This window comes from Tardiphaga robiniae, assembly GCF_001618955.1.
GTDB classification, from domain to species: domain Bacteria; phylum Pseudomonadota; class Alphaproteobacteria; order Rhizobiales; family Xanthobacteraceae; genus Tardiphaga; species Tardiphaga robiniae_A.
Genome location: NZ_LVYV01000001.1, coordinates 194,094 through 218,637 on the forward strand (window position 1 = coordinate 194,094; position 24,544 = coordinate 218,637).

Here is a 24,544-nt window from a genome sequence, read left to right on the forward strand (position 1 = left end):
GCACCACACATCCGCCTTTGTTCCCGGTTGCAAACGGAACCAGCAGGCGCAATCTTCGTTGGCCTGCCTGCGTCGCTCCCCTCCAAGGTCATTGCAAAGTCCCCTGATGAAAATTCGCAAAGCCGTTTTTCCGGTCGCCGGCCTCGGCACCCGCGTCCTTCCCGCCACCAAGGCCATGCCGAAGGAAATGCTGACCATCGTCGATCGGCCGTTGATCCAATATGTGGTCGACGAAGCCCGCGAGGCTGGCATCGAACATTTCATCTTCGTTACCGGCCGCAACAAGGGCATCATCGAAGATCACTTTGACCGCATGTTCGAGCTCGACGAGACACTCAAGAGCCGCAACAAGTCTGCCGAGATCGAACAGCTGGCACTGTCCCAGCCTGCCGCCGGCGCTATGAGCTTCACGCGCCAGCAGGCCCCGCTCGGGCTTGGCCATGCTGTCTGGTGTGCCCGCGATATCGTCGGCAATGAGCCCTTCGCCGTGGTGCTGCCGGATGAGCTGGTGCTGAATTCCCCGGGCTGCCTGAAGCAGATGGTCGATATCGCGGGAGCGCTTGGCGAAAAATCCAACCTCGTTGCCGTCGAGGAAGTCCCGATGGACATGACGCATCAATACGGCATCTGCGGTGTCGGCGAGCGCCACCCAACCCACGAGGCCGCTTTCACCATCGACGGGATGGTCGAGAAACCCCCGAAGGGCACCGCGCCGTCCAACCTGTCGATTACCGGCCGCTACATCCTGCAGCCGGAGATCTTCAAGATTTTGGAGACCCAGGAGCGCGGCGCGGGTGGCGAAATTCAGCTCACCGATGCGATGATCGGCCTCGCCAAGAGCCAGTCGTTCTACGGCGTGGAATTCGAAGGCGAGCGGCACGATTGCGGTTCGAAGTCGGGCTTCCTGCGCGCCAATATCGCGTTCGGCCTGCAACGCCCTGATCTGCGCGAAGGTCTGCGCGCCGAAATGCTGCGTTACCTCGGAGAGTAAGCGCTAGGCTGCAATCGCCTGGTGCGCATCGCCTGCGATGACACACTGGTTGCGGCCTGCGGCCTTCGCCGCATAGAGCGCCTTGTCGGCAGCTTCGACCAGTCCCGTCCACTCCATCGTCACCAGCGGCTTCACGCTGGCGACGCCGATGCTGACCGTGAGCATCGCAGGATCGGCCGGCACCTGCTCGACGCGACGTCGAATGGTTTCGGCAACCTCATAGGCATCCTGCACGGTCGCACCGGGCAGCAGCACGGCGAACTCTTCCCCGCCATAGCGCGCGGCACAGTCGCCGGCCCGCTTCGCCGCTCCTGCGATACAATTCGCGATCGCGATCAGGGCAGTGTCTCCGGATTGATGACCGAAGCTGTCGTTAAAAACCTTGAAATGGTCGGCGTCGATCAACAGCAGTGCCATCGGCCGTGAATGCCTGATGGCGCGACGCCATTCCAGCTCCATCGCCGCATCGAATTTGCGGCGATTGCGCAGGCCAGTGAGACCATCCGTCGTGGCCAGTTCTTCGAGCTTGTGCTCTGCGTGTGCGCGGCGGCCTATTTCGCGCGCCAGGAACAGCGTCACTGCGGTGATGAAGATAATCAGCGCCAGCATGATGCCGCCGATCTTGATCGCCTGCTGATACCACAGACTGTAGATGCCGGCCCACGGTCGGCCGACGATCACGAGCAACGGCCGACCGCTGTCGCGCCACACATAGAGGCGCTCGATCTGGTCAACGACACCGACGCCCGAATACGACCCGTTGGACCGGCTCAGCGCCCGCATCACGCCGGGGGTCTTGCTCAGATCCCTGCCGACCACGTCGAGATCGAACGGCGTACGCATGATCACTACGCCGTCGCGGCGGATCACCGTGATGTTGTCGTCCTTGTTCAGCCGCAAGCGGCCGAACAGATCATGAAAATAGGCGAACCGGATCGCACCCGCGACGACGCCGGCAAAATTGCCATCGATGTCGGTGATGCGGCGGCTCAGCACGACAGAATACGCGCCCCGGTGCAGCATCGGTTTGCTGACATAGAGCCCGCGCTCGCCATCGAACTTGTGCACCTTGAAGAACTCTTCATCGGCACTGCTCTGCTTGGCGGGATCGAGCGATGCCGCATCGATGATAAGATCGCCATGCGCATCAAACACCTGAATGGATGCGAATTGGCGCGCTGATGCCGCGTTGTCGAACAGGATCAGCTGGCGCATTTCCTTGCTGAGCTTGTCGATCTCGGGCGTATTGATACCGGAAATGACGGCGCGCAACGACAGATCGTATTGTTCAACCGTTCTGCCGATATCAGAATCGATGGAGGTGGCAAGGTTCTCGGCAGTCTGCCGCGCCAGCGCTTCCTCGCCACGGCGCATGTCGAGCATCACAGAGCCGCAAACAGCCGAGAAGCCGAGGATCGTGACCAGCGACGACAGAATCAACAGCTTGGCCGATAACGGCCAGCGTCGAATTCCCGTGCTTGCATTCCCCGACTTCATAAATGTGCTCCGTACCCCACGGATCGCACGCGAATGCTTGCCGAGCGCTTAAGTACCGCCTTTGGGTTCCACACGGCGTTAACGAACGGTTGCGGAAAATGCTCGGATGACGCACTTCCGGTGTCGATTTACTGAAATCGCGCTGTAGCGCCTGATCGCGGGGGCGCGTATGACGTTTGCGAGATTATACCGAGGACAATTCCGTGCCTGACTACGACCTGCTCCGCGCCTACCTGGCCAGCCAGACCAAGGACGAATTCGTGCTGAGCATGGATGCGATCGAGGAGATCATCGACGACGCGCTGCCGCGCGCGTCGCACCGGGCCTCGTGGTGGGAGACCGAGCGCGCGCCCGATGAGCACATGCCGCAGCGTGAGGCCTGTATTGCAGCCGGCTTCATTGCCATCCGATTGCCCGATGGCTCCGGTGTAAAATTTCGCCGAAAGACAGCCAAGGTCATGCGGAAGTGGAATTGAGCCGAGCGACATAGCTTCCGGCTGCTATCGCTGCAATCTTACGCCCAGCATGACCACGGTCGAGGCCGTGCTCGCGCCAAGGATGTTTGAATCCAGGATATCGCGGCGTACCTGCGCCTTGAGCTGGATTTCACGGTTCAGCTTGTAAACGAGATCGCCCTGCAGCGAGTAGATCTTATCGAAGCGGAAGTTTTCCTGATAATCCTGCGTCACGTAAGTGAACTTGCCCACCGCAGTGAGCCAGCGCCGGAAGTCATGGCTAGCTTCCACCGTATAGGTGCGCGTCAGAATGCCGGGAACGCCAGGCACGGTGGTTTCGTCGATCGACGTGGTCGAGATGAACTTCGCCGTGGTGAGCGGCGAGACCGACCAGATCAGCGACGCTGACGTCAGCAGGCCCTTGAGAACCTCGAGCCGTGTATCCGTATAGCTGCGCGCTGCATATCCGATCGACGCCTCGCCCGTCAGCAGGCGCGTGAATTCGAAGGTGGTGCCGGCCTTGATATAGCCGCCGCTGGAATCCCTGAGATAGCCGAAGCGGTCCGCCGGCACGTCATGCACGCGTACATCGCCCTGGACTTCGGCGAACGGACGCAAGCCCGGAAGCACTTCGTAACTGGCGCGACCAATGCCGCCATACTGGTTGAAATTACGATCGATATTGGTGGTCTGGGTGCCGTCGGTCAGTTTCGAATCCTGATAGACGGTGCGGTCGACGAGGCCATCGACCTTGATCTGAAGGCGATTGAAATCCTTCTCGATCCCCAGCGAACCGCCGGTGGTGGTGAACAGCGGGAAATCCTTCAATCCGGCCTGAATGTTCGGGCTACCCGGATTATCCGCACCGACGCGCATGCGCGCCTCGCTGTTGACGCGCAGGTCGCGCGCGACATCGAGGCGGCCGGCGATCTTGCCGTTGAATTCGGCGCGATCGACATTCTCAGGTGCCGGTGAAATCTGGAATGGCGCCGCCGGAAACTCCTTCTCGTAGCCGGTGAAGGAACCGCGCAGATCAACGATGATCGAATGCCGCGTCCAGTCGGTCGCGGCCAGCAATTCCGGCGCGACCTTGTAGAACGACGATCCCTTCGGCTGCACGAAGCGCGCCGGGTTATTGTCGTAGCCGCCATAGATCTCCACGGCCGACTTCACGAGGAAGCTGCCGACGCGCACGCCGGTCGGCGCGTAAGGATCTGGATCCACCGGCAATCGCCGGCGCGGCGGCTGACCGACCACCGTGCCGGCAACCGATGGGGCGACGGGAGGCTTGGCAGCCTTGGCCGATGGCGGTGACGGCCGCGTTTCGGGCACCAGCGGCGGCGGCGGGCTGCCAGGCCCCACTGGCGGCTTCGGCTTCTTCGCGCCCGGATAATATTTGGTCTGCTTGCGCTTGCGGTTGAGCGCATCGAACCCGGTGCCGGCAGCGCCCGATGCAGCGGGCACCGGCGGCGTGATGATCGACTGCGGGATGCGATCCGGCGATAGCTGGCTGGTCTGCAGCGTTCCAGTTGGCTGGAACGGCGCATCCGTCGTCCGGCGCGTCGGCAGATTCTGCGGTGACACGAAACCGCCCGGGACCGGCGCCAGGAGGTCTGACGTCAATGCTTGCGAGAATGCCGGAGATGGCGTGAGGAGGCTCAGGCACAGACATGCTGAAACCGCACCGTTGAGCCAGGCGCGGTTGCGGCGGTCGCGTACTCGACCCATCCTCACGATCAGAAAAACTCCAACACTATCAAAATCTTAACAAGATCACCAAGAACGACGCCGGAGGCGCGCACGGGAATTCATGGTTAAGGGAGTTAAAACGCTTATGGTTAATGGCCCGTTGAGATCGCCATCGGCAGGGTTTCACGGGGACCACCGCGCCGTGCTAAGAGGAGAACGACACAGCCGGACAATTTACGGCCGCAGGATGCGATTGATGCCCCTCTCCAAGACACCCGGCCTTCCGACGAAAACGACGGCAGCGATGAGCGATCAGGCCATTGAAGCGATTGCCTCGGCGCTCCGCACGCTGGAGGCCGAAGCCAGCGGCGTCACCGCGCTGGCCACCGCGCTGCAATCCGACCTCGGCCCGGCCTTCGTCGCCGCCGCCGACCTGATCCTCAAGGCTCGGGGCCGCCTGATCATCACCGGCCTCGGCAAGTCCGGCCATATCGGCCGCAAGATCGCCGCGACCTTCGCCTCGACCGGAACACCCGCCTTCTTCGTCCACGCCGCCGAAGCCAGCCATGGCGATCTCGGTATGATCACGCCCGACGACGTCATCATGGCGCTGTCGTGGTCCGGCGAGCAGCCGGAAATGAAGAACCTCATCACCTATGCCAAGCGTTTCAGGATCGGCGTGGTCGCGATCACCTCCGAAGCCACCTCGACGCTGGCCGAGGCAGCCGATGTCGCGCTGACGCTGCCGAAGGCGCGCGAGGCCTGCCCGCATAATCTCGCCCCCACGACCTCGTCGCTAATGATGCTGGCGATGGGTGACGCGCTCGCGATCGCGCTTCTGGAAGGCCGCGGCTTTACCTCGGTGGATTTCAGCGTGCTGCATCCCGGCGGCAAGCTGGGCGCGATGCTGAAATACACCCGTGACCTCATGCATTCAGGCGACGCCGTGCCGCTCAAGCCGCTCGGCACCAAGATGTCCGATGCGCTGGTGGAAATGTCCTCGAAGGGCTTTGGCTGCGTCGGCATCACCGATGGCAACGGCCATGTGGTCGGCATCGTCACCGACGGCGATTTGCGCCGTCACATGCGCGCCGACCTGATGACCGTTTCGGTCGACGAGGTCATGACCAGGAACCCGAAGACCATCAGCCGCGACCTGCTCGCCGGCGAAGCGCTGGAAATCCTCAACTCGTCGAAGATCACCGCGCTGCTGGTGACGGATGCGCGGAAGCCCGTCGGCATCGTGCATCTGCACGATCTGCTGCGGGCAGGCGTGGCTTAAATTCGCTGTCGTTCCGGGATACAGCGGGCGGCGAAGCCGGCTGATGCAGGCCCGGAACCTCAAGATGTTCATCGTCTCATATCGAGATTCCGGGTTCGCACGCAGCTAGCGCTGCGCACGCCCCGGAATGACAGCGTGGGATCAGGCCACGTCCACCGTCAGCCTCGCCCCGTCGGCCCTCACGATCTTCACCTTTGTCCCCGCGGGCGTATCCGGGCCACTGACGCGCCAGACCGTATCGTCGATGCGTACGATGCCCTCGCCGTCGATGATCGGCCGATCCAGCGTGCAGATACGGCCGACCAGCGCGTCGCTGCGCTTGTTGAGGAACGGGTTGGGATTGGTGCCGGGCTTCTGACGCGCGATGCGCCGCCACAGCGGAACCGCGGCGACAGCGAACAATCCGAACAGCAGGATCTGCACCTGCCAGGACGGCGTGACGATGAAGGACAGCACGCCGACGAGAAATGCAGATAGCCCGAGCCAGAACATGAAGACGCCGGGCGCCAGCAGCTCCAGCGCCATCAGCAGCACGCCAAAGATCAACCAGTTCCAGGTGCCCAAAGTAACGAACATTTCGGCCATTGAAGCGGTCTCAGCGTTGCGGTGACGACGGGGTCGTACCCGCCGGCGGCACTGATCCGCTGCGGCGCGCAGCAGCCTGGGCCGAGGTCGAGTTCTCGCCGAAGGTCGCCTTGGCGATCTCGCCGATGCCGGCCAGCGAGCCCAGCATGCTCATGGCTTCCACCGGCAGCATGATGACCTTCTGGTTCGGCGATTCCGCAAGCTGGCCGAACGCCTTGATGTATTTGTCGGCGATGAAGTAATTCAGCGCCGCAACGTCACCCTTCGAAATCGCCTCCGACACCACCCGCGTTGCGTTGGCTTCGGCCTCTGCGGAACGCTCGCGTGCCTCGGCGTCACGGAACGCAGCCTCGCGGCGCCCTTCCGCCTGCAGGATCTGGCCCTGCTTGGCACCTTCGGCACGGAGAATTTCCGACTGGCGCTGGCCCTCGGCCTGCAGAATATCGGCGCGCTTGACGCGTTCGGCCTTCATCTGCCGGCCCATGGCTTCGACGAGGTCTGCTGGCGGCACGATGTCCTTGATCTCGATGCGATTGACCTTGAGGCCCCATGGGGAGACGGCGGCATCGACAACGCGCAAGAGCCGCTCGTTGATCTCGTCGCGATGCGACAGCACCTGATCGAGATCCATCGCGCCCATCACCGAACGGATATTGGTCATGGTCAGCACGATGATCGCCTGATTGAGATCGGAGACCTCGTAGCTCGCCTTGGCCGCGTCGAACACCTGGAAGAACGCGACGCCGTCCACGGTGACGGTGGCGTTATCCTTGGTGATCACTTCCTGCTCGGGAATACTGATCACCTGCTCCATCATGTTCATCTTGCGACCGACGCGGTCGAAATACGGGATGATGAGGTTGAGGCCCGGCGAAAGCGTGCGTGTGAATTTGCCGAAGCGCTCGATGGTCCAGTCATAGCCCTGCGGCACGGTCTTCACGCCGGCGAACAGCGTGAAGATGATCAGCAGCACAATGGCAATGGCGAAAATGTCGAAACCGGACATCAAAGTCTCCCTGCGGCAAAATGGACGCGCGACGCACGGCGTCTCGTTGTTTTGTCGTCGGGGAGGATTTTAAGGTTCGAGACCGGGAAAAGCGAGCGCCGTCACGTCTGCGCGAGGAAACTCCGCGGACCACGGAGCTTGATGGCTTCTAGATCCAGCCTTGCAGCTCGCGCAGCACAAGCTGGCGGATCGTATCCATGCCCTCGTCGCTGTCGTTGAGGCAGGGGATCGCGGAGAACTGCTCGCCGCCATTATGCATGAAGATCTCGCAATTCTCCTGCGCAATTTCTTCCAGCGTCTCCAGACAGTCCGCCGAGAAGCCCGGCATTACGACAGCAATGCGACGCACGCCGTCCTTGGCGAGCTGCTCGATGGTCTTGTCAGTATAGGGCTGCAGCCAGGCATCGAAGCCGAAACGCGACTGGAAGGTCAGCAGCAGCTTCGGCGCATCCGGCCCGAGCCGCTTGCGCAGCGCTTCGGTCGTGGCCACGCATTGCGCCTGATAGGGGTCGCCCTTGTCGATGTATTTCTGCGGCATGCCGTGGAACGACGCCACGATCATTTCCGGCACGAATGACAGCGTCGCCAGATGCTTCTCGATCGAGGTCGCCAGCGCGCCGATATAATCCGGCTCGTCATAATAAGGCGGCGTGACCCGCAGCGTCGGCTGCGCACGCATGGTACCGAGCACGCGGAACACTTCGTCGCAGACGGTCGCAGAGGTCGCCGCCGAATATTGCGGATAGAGCGGTACCACCAGAATGCGGTCGCAGCCCTTTGCGGTGAGTTCAGCGATGCGCGAGCGAATGGACGGATTGCCGTAGCGCATCGCCCAATCCACCACGAGATGGGTATGGCTATCGAGTGACGCCGCGAGCTTGTCGGACTGCGCACGGGTGATCGTCTTCAGCGGAGACTCGTTCTTCTCCGTGTTCCAGATCTTGAGATAGTCCTTGGCCTTACGGCGCGGCCGCGTGGTCAGGATGATGCCGTTGAGGATCAGCTTCCACAGCAGGCCCTGGTTCTCGATCACGCGCGGATCGGACAGGAACTCTCTGAGATAGACGCGGACGCCGCGGGTATCCGCCGTGTCGGGAGTTCCCAGATTGACTAGCAGGACGCCGACGCGTTCCGGTATCTCCAGGGTGGAGGCCGGTGGATGCTCGAGGGAAACGACATTTGTCATGATGCCGGTGGCTTCGCGCTTTGGCTGGACCTTGTCAAGACGACGGACTGTCCATGACGGGCAGGACAGCGATTAGAAGCAGGTGACGCGTTCGGCCGCGACATAGCCCAGCAACAGGCCGACGCCGAACAGCATCACCAGCGCGGCCGCGCCGAATTCGATCCCGCGCATCACCAGCGCACCGCTGCCGTCGCGGCCACCGGCCAGACGGCCGGCGAGACCCTTGGCGGAAACAGCGATGACGGCGATGGTCGCCACCGTAATCGCCGTTCCCAGACCCATCACGAAGGTGGCGGCGATGCCGGCCCAGAACATGCCCTGCGCCAGCGCAAACACCAGCACAAGGATCGCGCCGGAACACGGCCGGATGCCCACCGTGAACACCGCCGACAGTCCGCGCGCCCAGCCGCCGGGGCCGGCGAGCTGATCCGGGGTCGGGCCGTGCGAATGGCCGCAATGCTCGTCGTGAACGTGATCGTGATGACTGTGGTCATGGTGCGCATGTGCTGAAGCCGTCGCCTCGGCATGCGCCGTATGGGCGTGCGCATGAGCATGCGCGTGTCCATGATGATCGTGGTGATGATGGTCATGACCATGATCGTGCGCGTGGGCGGAAGCGCTGGCATGCGCCATCACGAGCTGCGGCCCGGCAGCCGGCAGCGACGGTCGCAAGGCGCGGATAAAACCGCGCCCCTTGCTCCAGACCAGCCGCGCGCCGAATGCCGCGATGAGGCCGTAGCTCGCGATTTCCACCCAGCGCTCGGTGCTGCACATGGTCTTGGCCGTGACATTCAGCAACCAGGCACCAATGCCGACGATCAGCACCGCCACCAGCGCTTGCATCAGCGCCGAGACGAAGGACAATATGATACCGCGCTTGGCCGTCTCTTCATTGGCGACCAGATAGGACGAGATCACCGCCTTGCCATGGCCGGGGCCGGCGGCGTGGAAGATGCCGTAAGCAAAGGAGATCGCCAGCAGCGTCCACACCGCGCTGCCGTCGGACTTCGCTACACGGATGGTCGAGGACATCGCGCGATAGAATTCGGACTGCTTGGTCAGCAGCCAGCCGATGATGCCGCCGACCTGCGAGTCCGGCAGGCCCTTCGGCGCACCGAATGGATTCTGCGCCAATGCGTCATGAAGCGCGCCATCGGTGATCAGCGACACCGCCGCGAGCACAGCGCAGGCCCACAACACGCGGCGGATCGTCATTTTCTGGAGCATCATGGGCAATCGACCGTGATCTTGTTGGCGAACATCGCGCCGTAATTGCTGTTCTCACCACTCATGAAGGTGTCTTCATTCATCGTCTGCGCCTTGGCGGCGCCGTCCGACGGGCGCTGGATCGCCATCGTGCAGGAGGCCGGCGCGCCGGCCAGCTTGATCGGATCTTTCTTCTCGAGGCCGAAATCGACGAAGAAGCTCGGATCGAAGATTTCGAGTTCCATCTTCTTCGCCTTGAACGGCGTTTTGAACGGCAGTGTGAAGTGCAGCACCAGAGCTGCATCACGCTTTTCCAGATAGTAATCGACGGGATCGTTGAAGCGCTGCTTCTTGCCCTCGACCTTGGCGAAGGTGAAGAAGGCGAATTCCTTCAGCGACTCCACATTGGTTTGGGCCAGCGGCGCCAGCTCCTCACGGGTATAGACGCCCTTTGTTTTGCTCTCGATACCCTGCAGGGCATAGGTCGAGAACATATCGTCGAACACCCAGGCATGGCGCACGCCGGTGATGGTGCCATCCGGCGCGTAGATCAACTCGCTCGATGCCGTGACGAAGACATGCGGGTGGGCGGAGGCGGCGGTGATGCTGGCTGTGAAAGCGAACAGCAGGGCGAAAACGCCTGCGATCGCACGCAGTACTCTCCGCATGTCATCCCCGCCTAGTGCGCCTTTGGCGCACGCGGGGCGGGGATCCAGACACGCCGTCTTACTGTTGATCCGTGGAGCTAACCGCATCGCTTCATCACATGCTGGGAGGTTATGGATCCCCGCCTTCGCGGGGATGACAAATTGAGAGATCACGACACCTACCTCACGCCGCCTCAGGCTCTTCCAACAACCCACGCCGCCGCAGCAGCGCATCCGGCGCGGGGGCACGGCCGCGGAACGCGACATAGGCGGATTCCGGATCGACCGAGCCGCCCGACGAATAGATATCGTCATGCAGCCGCTTGGCCACCGCCGGGTCGAAGATGTTGCCGGCTTCCTCGAAGGCGCCGAATGCGTCCGCATCCATCACCTCGGACCACATATAGCTGTAATAGCCCGACGCGTAGTGATCCCCGGAGAAGATGTGACCGAACTGGGTCGGACGATGGCGCAAGGCGATTTCCTCGGGCATGCCGATTTTCTCCAGCTCCTTCTTCTCGAAGGCGGCGACGTCCGCCGAGGCCGAAGCCGGCTGAGTGTGGAATTCGAGATCGATCAGCGCCGACGACACGAACTCTACCGTGGCAAAGCCCTGGTTGAATTTGCGGGCGGCGATGAAGCGCTTGAGCAGGTCGTCCGGCAGCGGCTCGCCGGTCTGGTAGTGCTTGGCGAAGGTCTGCAGCACCTGTGGCTGCTCCTGCCAGTGCTCATAGAGCTGCGACGGCAGTTCGACGAAGTCGGTGAAAACCGACGTCCCCGACAACGAGGGATAGATGACGTTGGACAGCATCCCGTGCAGGCCGTGGCCGAATTCATGGAACAGCGTGCGCGCATCGTCCGGCGACAGCAATGACGGCTGGCCGTCGGTGCCCTTGGCGAAGTTGCAGATATTCAGCACCAGCGGCGCGACGTCGCCGTCGAGCTTCTGCTGGTCGCGCAGCGAGGTCATCCAGGCGCCGGAGCGCTTCGACGGCCGGGCGAAGTAGTCGCCGTAGAAGATGGCCTTGAGCGCCCCCTTGGCATCCTTGACCTCCCACACGCGCACATCGGGATGCCAGACCGGCACGTCCTTGCGCTCAGCGAAGGTGATGCCGAACAAGCGCGTCGCGGTGTCGAATTGCGCCGCGATCATATGGTCGAGCGTGAGATAGGGCTTGATCGCCGCATCGTCGAAATTGGCGCGGCGCTGGCGCAGCTTTTCGGCGTAATAGCGCCAGTCCCAGGCGGCGAGCTTGAAATTGCCGCCCTCTTCCGCGATCAGTTCCTGCAGTGCGTCGCGATCGGCCAGCGCCCGAGCTCGTGCCGGCTTCCAGACCCGTTCCAGCAGGCCGCGCACGGCCTCCGGCGTCTTGGCCATGGAATCCTCCAGCCGATACGCCGCGAAGGTCGGGAACCCCAGGATCTTCGCGGTCTCCTCGCGCAGCTTCAGGATTTCGACGATGGTCTCGTTATTGTCGTTGGCATTGCCGTTGTTGCCGCGCTGGATGAAGGCCTTGTAGGCCTTCTCGCGCAGATCGCGCCGCGTCGAGCTCTTCAGGAACGGTTCCATCGACGAGCGTGACGTCGTGATGATGGCCTTGCCAGTCATGCCGCGCTCGTCCGCCGAGGCCTTGGCCGAAGCAACGAAGCTCTCGGCGAGCCCATCCAGATCGCCTTCGCCGAGCTCCATGAACCATTCCTGCTCGTCGCCGAGCAGATGATGGCTGAAACTGGTGCCGAGATGCGCCAGCCGCTCGTTGATCTCGGCCATCCGCGCCTTGGCGGCCTCGTCGAGGCCGGCACCTGAACGGTGGAAGCGGGTATAGGTCCGCTCCAGAAGGCGCATCTGCTCGGTGGTGAGGCCAAGCTCGGCGCGCTTGTCGTGCAGCGCCACGATGCGGCCGAACAGCACAGCGTTCATCATGATCGGATTCCAGTGCCGCGCCATCCGCGACGACACGTCCTTGTCGATCTCCAGAATCGCCGGATTGGAATGCGCCGACACCAGATCGTAGAACACCGACGCCACACGGCTGAGCAGCTTGCCGGAGCGCTCCAGCGCCGTGATCGTGTTGGCGAAGTCGGGCACGGCCGGATCGTTCACGATCGCGGCAATCTCGGCCGAATGGTCGAAAAACGCCTGTTCGAAGGCCGGCATGAAGTGCTCGGGCTTGATCTCGTCGAATGGCGGGGTCTCGAACGGGGTCTGCCATGCCTTCAACAAAGGATTCGCTTTCAGGAGCGGATTTTCGAGACCTTTCGACGCAACCGGCGAGACCGACGTTTCTGACATAAGAAATCCTGCTTAGAAGCCCATCGAATGCGTCGATCTATACCACGCGATGGGGCTTTTTTGGGCCCTTTAGTGCTTGCCGCAGCAGGCTTTTTCGGAGAGATTGCGGCCCGAAACAGGACCTTGAGATTATGACCACCTCTACCGCCCCCCGCCGCATCTACTGGCCCAGCGTCATCACCGTCATCTCGGCGGCGATCCTGATCGGCGCGGAAGTGTTCGGCGCCGCCTTCGCGGGCGGCTGGGCGCTGTCGATCCTGTTCGGCCTCTCCACCACCGGCGAGCACATCCTGCAGGTCTGCCTGTTCCTGTGCGGCGTCGCCATCATGGTGGCCTTCCTGCGCACCGCCGCACGGATCGAGCCGTTCACCCGCCGCGGCTGATCGCTGCGCGCCCGCGCTGCTCCACTCTCCGGCTTCCTCACACTCAACTGTCATCGCCCAGCCAGGCGCGAAATTGCGTGCTTGAATTGGGCGCCCCAGTAACCGGCGCAGTTCGCGATTCGTCGCTGGCTACAGCGTTTACGGGATCCTCCCCTCTCGCGGAGGATGACAACCGAGAGCGAGATGACAGCAGGACGAGAGGACGACTACAGAACCATGACGCTGGTGTAGTTCAGCGCTCCGAGCCAGCCTCAAACCACTCCAATTCCTTAACCGAACTTAACATCCGTTCATGTTGAGCGCGCTGAGTGCGTCTCGTTTGCAACGCTGCGCGATGGCGTTGAATAAAATGCCCCGCAGCCCAAAAAAATTGTTGCGTACCAGGGTCAAAGAACCTATTTCCGGTCTTGCCCAATTTCGCACGTGCCTGTGGTCGTGTGTCAGTCGGTAGGTATCCGGACAAGAGGCCGGACAGCCGCCAAGGGATGAAGAAGCCGAGGGTCGTTCGCGGAGTTTTGCGAAAGGCCAGCATCTCTCTCCAGAGATGCCGTTGAAGGTGACTTTGTTCTTTGCAACCGTGACTGGCAGCCGGAGGCGAACCGGCGCACCTCGTTCTCAACGGGGGACGCGACTTAAAGCAACGACGGAGCGGGCTTTTTTGGTCTCTGCTGGCTTTCCAACAGCCAGCGCGAATACCGAAGAGGCTTGTCCTTCATTGCCAGGTGTGCGGTAGGGTCACTCCCAACCAATCCACGGCAGCACTTACGGTCTGTACTTTTGGCTTTGCCACGCCTCCATCGCGTGTCTGGGTCCGAAAGCGCTGAACCGTCATCATTTTTTGAACGTGTCCCCGAGTCGGGCCGTTTGGGAGAGTGCTATGACCGAACGTATTCAGGAATTCCTCCGCGCCCGCCGCAACGAGGGCACCGACGTCGAGCCGTGTCTCGTCGTCGACCTCGAAGTCGTGCGCGACAACTTCCAGAGCTTTGCGAAGGCTTTGCCCGACAGCCGCGTGTTCTATGCGGTGAAGGCAAATCCGGCGCCGGAAGTGCTGTCGCTGCTGGCCTCGATGGGCTCGTGCTTCGACTGCGCGTCGGTGCAGGAAATCCAGATGGCGCTCGACGCTGGCGCCACGCCGGACCGCATCTCCTTCGGCAACACCATCAAGAAGGAACGCGACATCGCGCGCGCCCACGCGCTCGGCATCGGCCTGTTCTCGGTCGACTGCGCCGCCGAGGTCGAGAAGATCGCGCGCGCCGCTCCCGGCGCCCGCGTGTTCTGCCGCATCCTCTACGATTGCGCCGGAGCCGAGTGGCCGCTGTCGCGCAAGTTCGGCTGCGATCCGGAAATGGCTGTCGACGTGCTGGATCTCGCCAAGCGTCTTGGCCTGGAGCCCTATGGCATCTCGTTCCATGTCGGCTCGCAGCAGCGCAAGGTGAAGGCATGGGACCGTGCGCTGGCGATGGCCTCGTCGGTGTTCCGTGACTGTGCCGAGCGCGGGATCAACCTGTCCATGGTCAATATGGGCGGCGGCTTCCCGACCAAGTACCTCAAGGAAGTCCCGGCGGTCGTGCAGTACGGCCGTTCGATCTTCCGTGCGCTGCGCAAGCATTTCGGCAACGCGATCCCGGAGACCATCATCGAGCCGGGTCGCGGCATGGTCGGCAATGCCGGCATCATCGAAGCCGAAGTCGTTCTGATCTCGAAGAAGAGCGACGAGGACGATGTGCGCTGGGTGTATCTGGACATCGGCAAGTTCGGCGGTCTCGCCGAGACCATGGACGAGTCGATCCGCTACGCCATCAAGACGCCGCATGACGGCGCCGAGATGACGCCCTGCGTGCTCGCCGGCCCGACCTGCGATTCGGCCGACGTGATGTATGAGAAGCTGCCGTATCCGCTGCCCGTGACTCTCGAGATCGGCGACAAGCTGCTGATCGAAGGCACCGGCGCCTATACGTCGACCTACTCGGCAGTGGCGTTCAACGGCTTCCCGCCGCTGCGCACGTTCCATATCTGAGCGTTGCATATCTGACGTCGCTCACTATATCCGGCCTCTACCCCGGATATGACTAATCGGAGAGCCGGCCCGCCGGCTCTCATCCCGTCACCTTCCAATTCTGGATGACAACACTCCGTGTGAAAAACGGAGTGGGGACCGACATGCCATGACCGATCTGCACGAGACCGCCACCAACAACACTGTTGCCATGTCCATCGCAGCCCCTTCGTACGAGATCCGTGCGGAACGTGGCTCCGACGTCGCCGCCCGTGAATCTCTGCTGGATGTGTGCTTCGGCGCTTCGCGCCATGCCCGCACCTGCCAGCGACTGCGTGACGGACGACTGCCCGCCGAAGGCCTGGCCTTCTCGGCGGTGGTGCAAGGCAGGCTGGTCGGCACGATCAGGCTTTGGCATGTCGACGCCGGGGGCCGAGCTGCATTGATGCTCGGCCCCCTGGCGGTCGATCCGGGTGCCCGCGACCTTGGCCTTGGCGCCGCGTTGATGAATCACGCGATCGCCGAGGCCTCGGCGCGCGGCCATGGCGCCATCGTGCTGCTCGGCGACGCGCCCTATTACGCACGCTTCGGATTCACGGCGGACAGGATGGCCACGCTGGCGCTGCCCGGTCCGTTCGAGCGCGACCGCCTGCTCGGCCTTGAATTGAAGCCCGGTGCGCTGGATCGTGCCCGCGGCATCGTCCTGGCAAGTGGTAAACGGGTCCGCCGCGGGGCTGCCGAGTTCCAGCCACTGGCCGACGTGGCTTGATTTGACCGCCAATAACCGGCATTGCGAGGCCTGTCGTGCACGAGGGCCCTGCCATGACCCGCCGTCTGATTTCCACCGGATCGCCATTCGAGAAGACCGCCGGCTATAGCCGCGCAGTGATCGATGGCGACTTCGTTTTCGTCGCCGGCACAACCGGCTACGACTACACCACGATGATGCTGCCTGCAGATATCACCGCGCAGGCACAGAACTGCTTCAAGACCATCGGTGCGACGCTGACCGAGGCCGGCTTCGCCATGGCCGATATCGTGCGCGCAACCTACTACATCACCGAGGCCCGGGACGCCGACGCTGTGTTCGCCGTCTGCGGCGAACATCTCGGCGAGATCAGACCCGCGGCCACACTCCTCGTGGTCGCCGGGCTCTACAAGCCCGAAATGAAGATCGAAATCGAAGTCACCGCGAAACGGCGCAGCTGATCGTCAACCGCGCGTCAGGCACACCCGTTGGACGTTGCTGCTATCAACGGCGCCATCGCCGGTTGACTTTCACCACAGGATACATAGGTTTCGGCCATCATGACGAACCTGCCCCGCAACCGCTTACTGCTCCGCGCCGGTCACCTTCAAGCAGGAATGTGACCCGGGCGCACGCGTGCGTGCGGTCCGGGCTTGTTCGATTTCAGCATCCTCATCATTTTTTGGCATGCTCGGGCGCTTTGCGCGCCGGGCGTCATTTGGCTGTGAAACCCATGATTCATTCCCTTCGCACTGAGCTGCCGCCCATCACACTCCGCCGCAGTGACCGTGAGCGTCTCGGCGTGCTGGCCGACGCCGCTGCAGAGAAGTACCCTGTGACCGCCGACTTTCTGGCCAGCGAAGTTGAGCGCGCGACGATCGTGCCTGACACTCATCCATTGCCCGAAATCGTCGGCATGGAGTCCAACGTGACGTTCCGCGACGATATCAGCGGGCAGGAAAAGCACGTCACACTGGTCTATCCGACCTCCGCCGACGTGGACGCCGGGCGAATTTCGGTGTTGACCCCGATCGGAGCCGCGCTTATCGGCCTTTCTGCGGGGCAGTCCATTACATTCGAGACGCCCTCGGGGGAACCACGTTCGCTGACCGTTCTCTGGGTCGGCATACGGCGCTGAGCTGCACTTAATACTGGCATCAAGATTTCATTCCCGAAATTTCATTCTGATGTCACATCGTCACTGTCCTTTCCCAACCGCGCACGACGCAGCGCGTTCATCTTGATCCTGTCTGGAGTTAGAAGCTGATGTCCTCATCCCCCGCCTCGCCGATCTACGCGAAGATCACTGGCCCCATCGTGATCGTCGGCTTCGGCTCGATCGGCAAAGGCATGGTGCCAATGATTGAGCGGCATCTCGACTACGACAAATCGCGCATCACCGTGCTCGACCCCAAGGACGAAGGCCGCAAGGCGCTGTGCGACAAGCATGGCCTGCGCTTCATCCAGCAGGGCCTCACCCGGGAGAATTATCGCGAACTGCTGACGCCGCTGCTCACCGAAGGCGGCGGCCAGGGCTTCTGTGTGAACCTGTCGGTCGATACCGGCTCGGTCGATATCATGGAGCTCTGCAACGAGCTTGGCGCGCTTTACATCGACACGGTCAACGAGCCCTGGCTCGGCTTCTATTTCGACGCCTCGAAGGGCGCCGAAGCGCGCTCCAACTACGCGTTGCGCGAAACGACGCTGGCCGCCAAGAAGGCGCGCAAGCCTGGCTCGACCACAGCCGTCTCCTGCTGCGGCGCCAATCCCGGTATGGTCTCCTTCTTCGTCAAGCAGGCTTTGCTGAATGTCGCTTCCGACCTGAAGCTCAATGCCCCGCAACCGAAGACCAAGGCCGAATGGGCGGACCTGATGCGGCAGGCCGGCATCAAGGGCGTCCACATCGCCGAGCGCGACACGCAGCGCTCCAAGTCGCCGAAGCCGCCGGAGGTCTTCGTCAACACCTGGTCGGTCGAAGGCTTCCTCTCGGAAGGCGTGCAGCCGTCCGAACTCGGTTGGGGCACCCATGAAAAGTGGATGCCGGAAAATGCACACACCCACGAGGCCGGCTGCGGCGCTGCGATTTACCTGATGCAGCCCGGCGCCAACACCCGCGTGCGCACCTGGTGCCCGACCCGCGGCGCGCAATACGGCTTCCTCGTCACCCACAACGAGTCGATCTCGATCTCGGACTATTTCACGGTACGCGACGCGTCGGGCACCGCGGTGTTCCGGCCGACCTGCCATTATGCCTATCATCCGGCGGACGATGCCGTGCTGTCGCTGCACGAGATGTTCGGCTCCGGCAAGATGCAGACGAAGCACCATATCCTCGACGAGAATGAAATCGTCGACGGCATCGACGAACTCGGTGTGCTGCTCTACGGCCACGGCAACAATGCCTACTGGTTCGGCTCGCAGCTCTCCATCGAGGAGACGCGCGAACTCGCGCCCTATCAGAACGCCACCGGCCTGCAGGTGACCTCGGCCGTGCTCGGCGGCATGGTCTGGGCGCTGGAGCATCCGAACGACGGCATCGTCGAGGCCGACGAGATCGACTTCGAGCGCTTGCTGGAAATCCAGACGCCCTATCTCGGCCCCGTGAAGGGTTACTACACCGACTGGACGCCGCTGGAAGGCCGCCCGGGCCTGTTCCCGGAAGATATCGACACGTCAGATCCGTGGCAGTTCAAGAACGTGCTGGTGCGGTAGCGAACACTCCGCCCTCATCCTGAGGAGCAAATGGCGGCTGCATCTCGCAGCCGCCATTTGCGTCTCGAAGGATGGCCGCGGGCTTCGGCTCCGTGCCCTCATGGTTCGAGACGGCGCTGAAGAAGCGCCTCCTCACCATGAGGGTTGGGCTGCAGAGCAACTTGACAGTGCGAACGACTGCTCCATTCTCGAGATTGGAACTTTCAATTTCTCAGAAAATGGAGCCGATCCATGCTGGACGGTGCGTTTCTCTATATCGTGAGGTGTGCCGACGGGAGTTATTATATCGGCATCACACGCACCTCGCTCGACATCAGAATAGCCCAGCACAACGCCGGCACCTTTCCCGGCTATACGTCTACACGCAGACCTGTCGAACTGTTGTATTCGCAATGGTTTGAGCGCATCACCGACGCAATCGAGAATGAGCGTAAACTCAAGCGCTGGAGCAGGGCGAAGAAAGAAGCGCTGATCCGTGGCGACTTCGCGATATTGAAGCAACTTGCTCGACGCAAGTTACCTCACTTACGGAAACCACCACATGCTCAGCCCTCATCCTGAGGAGGCGCTTCTTCAGCGCCGTCTCGAAGGATGGCCGCACACTTCGACACCTCGGCCTCATGGTTCGAGACGGCGCAAGAACGCCTCCTCACCATGAGGGTCGGGCAGAGGCGCCCGCTTCCTATTTCGCCAAATAATCAAACGCCACTTCTCCCAACCCCAGCGTCAGGTCACACTTAAAGTGCAACGCCGACACGACCTCTCTCACCGGCAGCCGCGCCACATCCGCGAGCGCATGCGGAAAAAGGCCCAGCGCCGCCGGCCCGGTCCAGGCATCTTTCAGTTTGATATCCTCTAGATGATAGCGCACCAACTCGCAGATGCGCGGCGTGCCGTCCACATGCGGGATGATCTTGAGAATGAAATTGGGGATCGTCAGCGCCTTCATCACCGCGGCAGTATCCACCGGACTGTGCTTGTAGCCCATGGTGCCGGAGGCGCAGAGCACCGAACCGTAATGCAGCGTTCCGACCAGCACGTCGCTCTCCACCGCGATCTTCGGCGTCGCGCGCTTCTTCGGGAAGCCCCAGAGTTCGCGGCCGCCGGCAATCGGCGCATCGTCGTCGAGGTACATCGAATGGATGTAGATGCCCTCGACGCCATTGAGGCGCACCGGGATCGCCTGCCCGGTTTCGGTATAGTCGCCGAAGCCTGTGGAGTCAGGCATGCGGATAAATTCGTATTTCACGATATTATCGACGATTTCCAGCGGCTCCGGCACCACGGCCTGCAGCGCCTCCATATCGGTGCGATAGCTGATGATGAAATATTCGCGGTCGTAGAATTTGTAGGGCCCGCGCGGAAATGACGGATTGGTCAGCGGCATCGAATAGGCGTTACGCCTGACGTCATCGATCTTCATGAAGCCCCCTGTGATCTCGTTGGCAGAGAGTATGGGGGCGAGAGATGAAACTGGCGAGATCAGATTGCGGGCAGGGTCAACAAACTCGGAAATTCATCCCAAGGACCAAGTCGCGTCGCCACGAATGGAATATCCGTTCGCAGCAGGATGGCTGCAAAACGAAATTTTGAAAGGAGCGCCGACTACTTCGTCGTGATCGGAGGCGCAGTCTTCTCGGCCGGCGCTGGCGGCAGCGCCGGCTTGGCGCCGGCGTCCCGCGATTCTGCATCGGGACGCGCCGGCTGCGGCGGTGTTTCCTGCGGGCGCTGGCCAGTGGTCGCCGGTTCTGCAGGGGCCGATGGCTTGCTTTCGGCACCCGGCGTTGACTGCAGCGGCGGCGTCGCCTGGGCAAATCGCGCGGATGGTGGCGTCAGGGTAAGCCGCGCCATTGCCGACGTCGATGCGCCCAATCCTGCAGCACTCGCCAGGATCGTGATCGCGAAATACGTCCGGAACACACGCATCTGGGTCGTCGGGATCATGGCATCCACCGCAGTTAATGTGCGGTGACAACGGGAGCCGGTCGCCAAAGTTCCCGAGCCGGAAAGTCGCAGATCGCCGATGGCGCCTCGGACGTCTTTTAGACGACTAGTCTTTGGTGCTGGCGTCCCATGTGGCGTTGCGTACACCGGCATGAGCCTCGAGCCGGGCGGCCACAGCATCCAGCTCCTTGGGATCGACGGCAGTCGAGACCAGCGTGGCCACGATCTCCTGCTGGGTGTCGCTCTGCTCGATCACCTCGACATCGCCGACCGGATATTTGGCGGCTTCCAGCGTCTCCTGCAGGCGCTCGCGCATCTCGGGCACCACCTCGGGCGAGACCGTGAGCCGCACGTAATAGGTCACTTCCGACGATTTCGCATCCAGCGGCGCCCGGTTGATCGCATTGACCAGCGGCCGCAGCAGCGTATTGCCGGCCAGCACGAAAACCGTGAGCGCGATGGCCTGCGCGATCATGTCCGCACCGGCGCAGGAGCCCACCGCGGCCGAACTCCACAGCGTCGCCGCTGTGTTGAGCCCGCGCACATTGGTGCCTTCCTTCATGATGACGCCCGCGCCGAGAAAGCCGATGCCGGAGACGACATAGGCGATCACGCGCACCGCGCCATCGGCACCGTGCAGCTGCATCGCAAGATCGACGAAAGCGGCCGCCCCGAGCGCCACCAGCACATTGGTGCGCAGGCCCGCGGTGCGCTGGCGATATTGCCGCTCGGCGCCGATCAGCGTGCCCAGCACAAAGGCCACCGCCAGGCTGAGCAAGGTGTCGAGGAAGTCGTAGGTCTGGAATGTTGCCAAAAATCGCATGATGCCTGCATGCGTACAGGAAGTGACGGGCGGATGACAATGCCGCCTCGCACCGACCGTCGTGAACTCTCTCCCCACAGGGGAGGTGAAAGAGCTACAGCTCCAGCAGCCCGGCGTCGCCGTCCTGATCGGCAAAAGCCAGCAGCGTACCCTTGGCATTCCAGGCCAGCGCGCTGACGGGCTGCCCTTTGTTGGCGCGTACCAGAATTTCCGCGCCATCGGTCATGCGGACCATCAGGATGGTGCCGTCACTGTAACCGGCGGCGAGGATGTCCTGCTTGGGATGACAGGCCACCATGGTGACCTTGGCCTTGAGCGGCGCCAGCATGGCCGGCTCCTTGCCCATCGGACCATCCTTGCTGGCAAACGGCCAGACGATGACCGTATCGGCGCCCGAGGTCGCGAGACCCTTGCCACCGGCGCTCCAGGAAATCGAGCGCACGCGTGCCGGATAACCGGTCATGCGCATGTGCTTGCCGTCGACGAGACGCCAGCCATGCAGCGCGGGCTCATGCATCGCGGTGACCAGAAACTTGTTGTCCGGGCTGAAAGTCACGCCGAGATGCGAGCCCGCCCATTCCAGCACTTCCGCATTGCCGGCCATGTTGGGAAACCATAGCGTCACGCCGTTGTAATGCGCGATCGCGAGCCGGAGCCCCTTGGGCGCAAATGCCAGACCGCCAACGGTCGATGGCACCTCGAAGGATTTCACCTCGCCCTTCGGCGCCTGCACGAAGGCGGTCTTGCCCGCCGACCACGCCACGGCGCCGTCGGGATGCAAAGCTACACTGTCGATCCAACGCCGCTTGGCGTCGGTCGCGAAGGTCGAGACCGCACCCTCACGATCGAGCACGACGACCTTGCCGTCATCACAGCCCATGACGATGCGCTTGCCGTCGGAGGTCGAGCACAGGATGCCGCCGAACGCGACCTCGACCGGCGACATCGCGCCTGCCGGATCGACCAGGGTGACTTTCTCTTCGGCGCCGACAAAGGCTGCCTTGTCGCCGAGAAAATGCACGGCCGTAACGGCCGCACCAATTGCCACGGGCACGACACGGTCGGTGACCGAGACGATGGATTCCTGCTCCTGCAGCGGGTTGAAATCGGACATCATCAGGCGGGGATGCAGCGTTCGAAGCCGTCGCGGATCAGCTGCTCGGGCAGATCGCGACCGATAAAGACAAGACGGCTTTCGCGCTTCTCGCCGTCCTTCCACGGCCGCTGATGATCGCCTTCCAGCATCATGTGCACGCCCTGAAACACATAGCGGTCATCGTCGCCGGAGAAGGACAGGATGCCCTTGGAGCGCAGGATCTTGCCGCCCTCCTTGGCCATCAGGTCCTGCAGCCACGGCATGAAGGTCGATGCATCGAGCGCCTTGTCGGTGCGCAGCGACATCGAATGCATGTCTTCATCGTGATAGTGCTTCAGCCCGCCATGACCGTGATCATGGTGGTGATGATGGCCGTGATCGTGGTCATGATGATCGTGACCGTCGTCCGCGTTGAGGAATTCCGGTTCGATCTCCAGAATACGGTCGAGATCGAAGGCGCCACGCTCCAGCACGTCGGACAGTTTCACCTGCGCGCGTTCGGTCTTGTGCAGCTTGGCGTAGGGGTTGATGGCGCGGATGCGTGCCTCGACTTCGGCGAGCTCGGCCTTCGACACGAGATCGATCTTGTTCAGCACGATGACGTCGGCAAAGGCGATCTGGTTCTTGGCTTCCGGCGCATCCTTGAGGCGGTCGCTCAGCCATTTGGCATCGGCCACGGTCACGACGGCATCGAGCCGCGCATGGGCCTGCACGTCCTCGTCGACGAAGAAGGTCTGCGCCACCGGGGCTGGATCGGCGAGGCCCGTGGTCTCGACGATGATCGCGTCGAACTTGCCCTTGCGCTTCATCAGGCCATCGAGAATGCGCACGAGATCGCCGCGCACGGTGCAGCAGACGCAGCCGTTGTTCATCTCGAACACTTCTTCGTCCGCGCCGATGATGAGATCGTTGTCGATGCCGATCTCGCCGAATTCGTTGACGATCACAGCGTATTTCTTGCCGTGATTTTCCGACAGGATGCGGTTCAGCAGCGTGGTCTTGCCGGCGCCGAGATAGCCGGTCAGCACGGTCACGGGAATTTTGTTGGCAGTCGCTTCAGACATGATCACTCCGGCGGGGTCTTTTCAGGGGCAGCGCCGGCAGCAGGGGTGCCCCTGCGCTAACTGGTCAGCGCGCTCGTCAGCGCCTTTATATTGTGCCTGACCATATCAATGTAAGTGGGTGCATCGCCGTTTTCGGCCGTCAGACTGTCCGAAAACAGCGTTCCGCCGATTTTTGCCCCGGTCTCGGCGGCGATCCGGCGCATCAGCCGTGGATCGGCGATGTTTTCCAGAAAAACAGCCGGAATTTTCGAGATCTTGAGCTGGGTGATGATGACCGCGATATCTTTCGCGCTGGGCTCGGAATCCGTCGAAACGCCCTGCGGCGCAATAAATTCGATGCCATAGGCTGCCGCGAAATAGCCGAAGGCATCATGGGTCGAGATCACCTTGCGGTGCGCCGCGGGAATGGTGGCGATAGCCGCCTTCACATCACTGTCGAGGGCCGTCAGCTTTGCGAGATAGGCCTCGGCGTTCGCCTTGTAGATGTCGGCACCTGCCGGATCGGCCTTGGCCAGCGCATCGCGAATGTTTGCGACGTAGACCTTGGCATTGCCCACCGACTGCCAGGCATGGGGATCTTCATGGGAGTCGAGCTTGCGCGGTGCGATGCCCTGGGTTGCGGTGACGATGACAGCCTTGCCGCCGGATGATTTCACCAGCCGCGGCAGCCAGCCTTCGAAGCCGAGGCCGTTGATCACCACGAGCTTCGCATCGGCTATCTTTTTCGCGTCACGCGGCGTCGGTGTGTAGACATGCGCATCACCGTTCGGGCCGACCAGGGTCGTAACGGCGACCCGCTCGCCACCGACATTGCGCACGAGGTCACCCAGGATGGAGAAACTCGCGACGACGTCGATCCTGTCCTGTGCACGCGCCGGAAGGATCGCAGTGATCAGCGAAGTCACGGCGCAAAGGAGCAAAACGCAAGATTTCCGCAT

At 62.3% G+C, this 24,544-nt stretch carries 24 protein-coding genes; 10 read left to right on the top strand and 14 right to left on the bottom strand.

Annotation, left to right across the window (positions count from 1 at the left end):
• Positions 1 to 106 precede the first annotated feature (106 nt).
• On the top strand, positions 107 to 991 hold the full coding sequence (locus tag A4A58_RS00920) for a UTP--glucose-1-phosphate uridylyltransferase (protein ID WP_068728967.1): 885 nt from the start codon (positions 107 to 109) through the stop codon (positions 989 to 991).
• Between the two features lie 3 nt (positions 992 to 994).
• Here the strand turns inward: A4A58_RS00920 and A4A58_RS00925 are convergent, their stop codons facing one another.
• Complete coding sequence (locus tag A4A58_RS00925) at positions 995 to 2,488, bottom strand: sensor domain-containing diguanylate cyclase (RefSeq protein WP_068728969.1); 1,494 nt, start codon at positions 2,486 to 2,488, stop codon at positions 995 to 997.
• A 203-nt stretch (positions 2,489 to 2,691) separates the two neighbouring features.
• Here A4A58_RS00925 and A4A58_RS00930 point away from each other — a divergent pair, with 203 nt between their 5' ends.
• On the top strand, positions 2,692 to 2,964 hold the full coding sequence (locus A4A58_RS00930) for a hypothetical protein (RefSeq protein WP_068730355.1): 273 nt from the start codon (positions 2,692 to 2,694) through the stop codon (positions 2,962 to 2,964).
• Positions 2,965 to 2,988: 24 nt separating this feature from the next.
• On the opposite strand, the gene A4A58_RS00935 is transcribed toward A4A58_RS00930, so the two are convergent.
• Complete coding sequence (locus tag A4A58_RS00935) at positions 2,989 to 4,671, bottom strand: outer membrane beta-barrel protein (RefSeq protein ID WP_068728971.1); 1,683 nt, start codon at positions 4,669 to 4,671, stop codon at positions 2,989 to 2,991.
• Positions 4,672 to 4,936: 265 nt separating this feature from the next.
• Between A4A58_RS00935 and A4A58_RS00940 the strand changes: the two genes are divergently transcribed.
• On the top strand, positions 4,937 to 5,914 hold the full coding sequence (locus A4A58_RS00940; RefSeq protein WP_433993607.1) for a KpsF/GutQ family sugar-phosphate isomerase: 978 nt from the start codon (positions 4,937 to 4,939) through the stop codon (positions 5,912 to 5,914).
• A 141-nt stretch (positions 5,915 to 6,055) separates the two neighbouring features.
• Here the strand turns inward: A4A58_RS00940 and A4A58_RS00945 are convergent, their stop codons facing one another.
• From A4A58_RS00945 to A4A58_RS00970, 6 genes are all read right to left on the bottom strand, one after another.
• Positions 6,056 to 6,499 (bottom strand): NfeD family protein, encoded by a 444-nt coding sequence (locus A4A58_RS00945; RefSeq protein ID WP_068728975.1) that lies wholly within the window; start codon positions 6,497 to 6,499, stop codon positions 6,056 to 6,058.
• 10 nt (positions 6,500 to 6,509) lie between these two features.
• Positions 6,510 to 7,505: an SPFH domain-containing protein gene (locus tag A4A58_RS00950; protein ID WP_068728977.1), complete on the bottom strand. Its 996-nt coding sequence runs from the start codon at positions 7,503 to 7,505 to the stop codon at positions 6,510 to 6,512.
• A gap of 148 nt (positions 7,506 to 7,653) precedes the next feature.
• Complete coding sequence (gene hemH / locus A4A58_RS00955; protein WP_068728978.1) at positions 7,654 to 8,691, bottom strand: ferrochelatase; 1,038 nt, start codon at positions 8,689 to 8,691, stop codon at positions 7,654 to 7,656.
• Positions 8,692 to 8,763: 72 nt separating this feature from the next.
• On the bottom strand, positions 8,764 to 9,918 hold the full coding sequence (locus tag A4A58_RS00960; protein WP_068730356.1) for a nickel/cobalt transporter: 1,155 nt from the start codon (positions 9,916 to 9,918) through the stop codon (positions 8,764 to 8,766).
• Positions 9,918 to 10,565, bottom strand: a complete 648-nt coding sequence (locus tag A4A58_RS00965) for a DUF1007 family protein (protein WP_068728980.1) — start codon at positions 10,563 to 10,565, stop codon at positions 9,918 to 9,920. The genes A4A58_RS00960 and A4A58_RS00965 overlap by 1 nt, the downstream gene beginning before the upstream one ends.
• Before the next feature lie 163 nt (positions 10,566 to 10,728).
• Positions 10,729 to 12,837: a M3 family metallopeptidase gene (locus tag A4A58_RS00970; RefSeq protein ID WP_068728982.1), complete on the bottom strand. Its 2,109-nt coding sequence runs from the start codon at positions 12,835 to 12,837 to the stop codon at positions 10,729 to 10,731.
• Between the two features lie 131 nt (positions 12,838 to 12,968).
• On the opposite strand from A4A58_RS00970, the gene A4A58_RS00975 reads away from it, so the two are divergent.
• The 7 genes from A4A58_RS00975 to A4A58_RS01005 all read left to right on the top strand — a co-directional run bounded on the left by A4A58_RS00975 (position 12,969) and on the right by A4A58_RS01005 (position 19,240).
• Positions 12,969 to 13,220, top strand: a complete 252-nt coding sequence (locus A4A58_RS00975; RefSeq protein WP_068728984.1) for a hypothetical protein — start codon at positions 12,969 to 12,971, stop codon at positions 13,218 to 13,220.
• A gap of 877 nt (positions 13,221 to 14,097) precedes the next feature.
• Positions 14,098 to 15,240 (top strand): type III PLP-dependent enzyme, encoded by a 1,143-nt coding sequence (locus A4A58_RS00980; RefSeq protein ID WP_068728986.1) that lies wholly within the window; start codon positions 14,098 to 14,100, stop codon positions 15,238 to 15,240.
• A 148-nt stretch (positions 15,241 to 15,388) separates the two neighbouring features.
• Entirely contained in the window at positions 15,389 to 15,988 is a 600-nt protein-coding gene (locus A4A58_RS00985) for a GNAT family N-acetyltransferase (protein ID WP_068728989.1), read from the top strand.
• Positions 15,989 to 16,041: 53 nt separating this feature from the next.
• Positions 16,042 to 16,428: a RidA family protein gene (locus tag A4A58_RS00990; RefSeq protein WP_068728991.1), complete on the top strand. Its 387-nt coding sequence runs from the start codon at positions 16,042 to 16,044 to the stop codon at positions 16,426 to 16,428.
• 272 nt (positions 16,429 to 16,700) lie between these two features.
• Complete coding sequence (gene rnk / locus A4A58_RS00995) at positions 16,701 to 17,105, top strand: nucleoside diphosphate kinase regulator (protein WP_068728992.1); 405 nt, start codon at positions 16,701 to 16,703, stop codon at positions 17,103 to 17,105.
• Between the two features lie 128 nt (positions 17,106 to 17,233).
• A complete protein-coding gene (locus A4A58_RS01000) occupies positions 17,234 to 18,679 on the top strand; it encodes a homospermidine synthase (protein ID WP_068728994.1) in 1,446 nt (481 codons plus the stop codon).
• Positions 18,680 to 18,910: 231 nt separating this feature from the next.
• Positions 18,911 to 19,240 (top strand): GIY-YIG nuclease family protein, encoded by a 330-nt coding sequence (locus A4A58_RS01005; protein WP_068728996.1) that lies wholly within the window; start codon positions 18,911 to 18,913, stop codon positions 19,238 to 19,240.
• A 121-nt stretch (positions 19,241 to 19,361) separates the two neighbouring features.
• Here the strand turns inward: A4A58_RS01005 and A4A58_RS01010 are convergent, their stop codons facing one another.
• The 6 genes from A4A58_RS01010 to A4A58_RS01035 form a co-directional block, all read right to left on the bottom strand.
• Entirely contained in the window at positions 19,362 to 20,102 is a 741-nt protein-coding gene (locus A4A58_RS01010) for an acetoacetate decarboxylase (RefSeq protein ID WP_068728998.1), read from the bottom strand.
• Between the two features lie 182 nt (positions 20,103 to 20,284).
• Complete coding sequence (locus A4A58_RS31340; RefSeq protein WP_068729000.1) at positions 20,285 to 20,623, bottom strand: hypothetical protein; 339 nt, start codon at positions 20,621 to 20,623, stop codon at positions 20,285 to 20,287.
• Between the two features lie 106 nt (positions 20,624 to 20,729).
• Positions 20,730 to 21,446 carry an MgtC/SapB family protein gene (locus A4A58_RS01020; protein WP_068729002.1) on the bottom strand — a complete coding sequence of 239 codons (717 nt, stop codon included), beginning with the start codon at positions 21,444 to 21,446 and terminating at the stop codon, positions 20,730 to 20,732.
• A 94-nt stretch (positions 21,447 to 21,540) separates the two neighbouring features.
• A complete protein-coding gene (locus A4A58_RS01025; RefSeq protein WP_086936935.1) occupies positions 21,541 to 22,563 on the bottom strand; it encodes a WD40 repeat domain-containing protein in 1,023 nt (340 codons plus the stop codon).
• The gene (locus A4A58_RS01030; RefSeq protein WP_068729004.1) at positions 22,563 to 23,606 is read right to left on the bottom strand and encodes a CobW family GTP-binding protein; all 1,044 of its coding nucleotides are present in this window, start codon (positions 23,604 to 23,606) and stop codon (positions 22,563 to 22,565) included. The genes A4A58_RS01025 and A4A58_RS01030 overlap by 1 nt, the downstream gene beginning before the upstream one ends.
• A gap of 56 nt (positions 23,607 to 23,662) precedes the next feature.
• A complete protein-coding gene (locus A4A58_RS01035) occupies positions 23,663 to 24,544 on the bottom strand; it encodes a metal ABC transporter substrate-binding protein (protein ID WP_068729005.1) in 882 nt (293 codons plus the stop codon).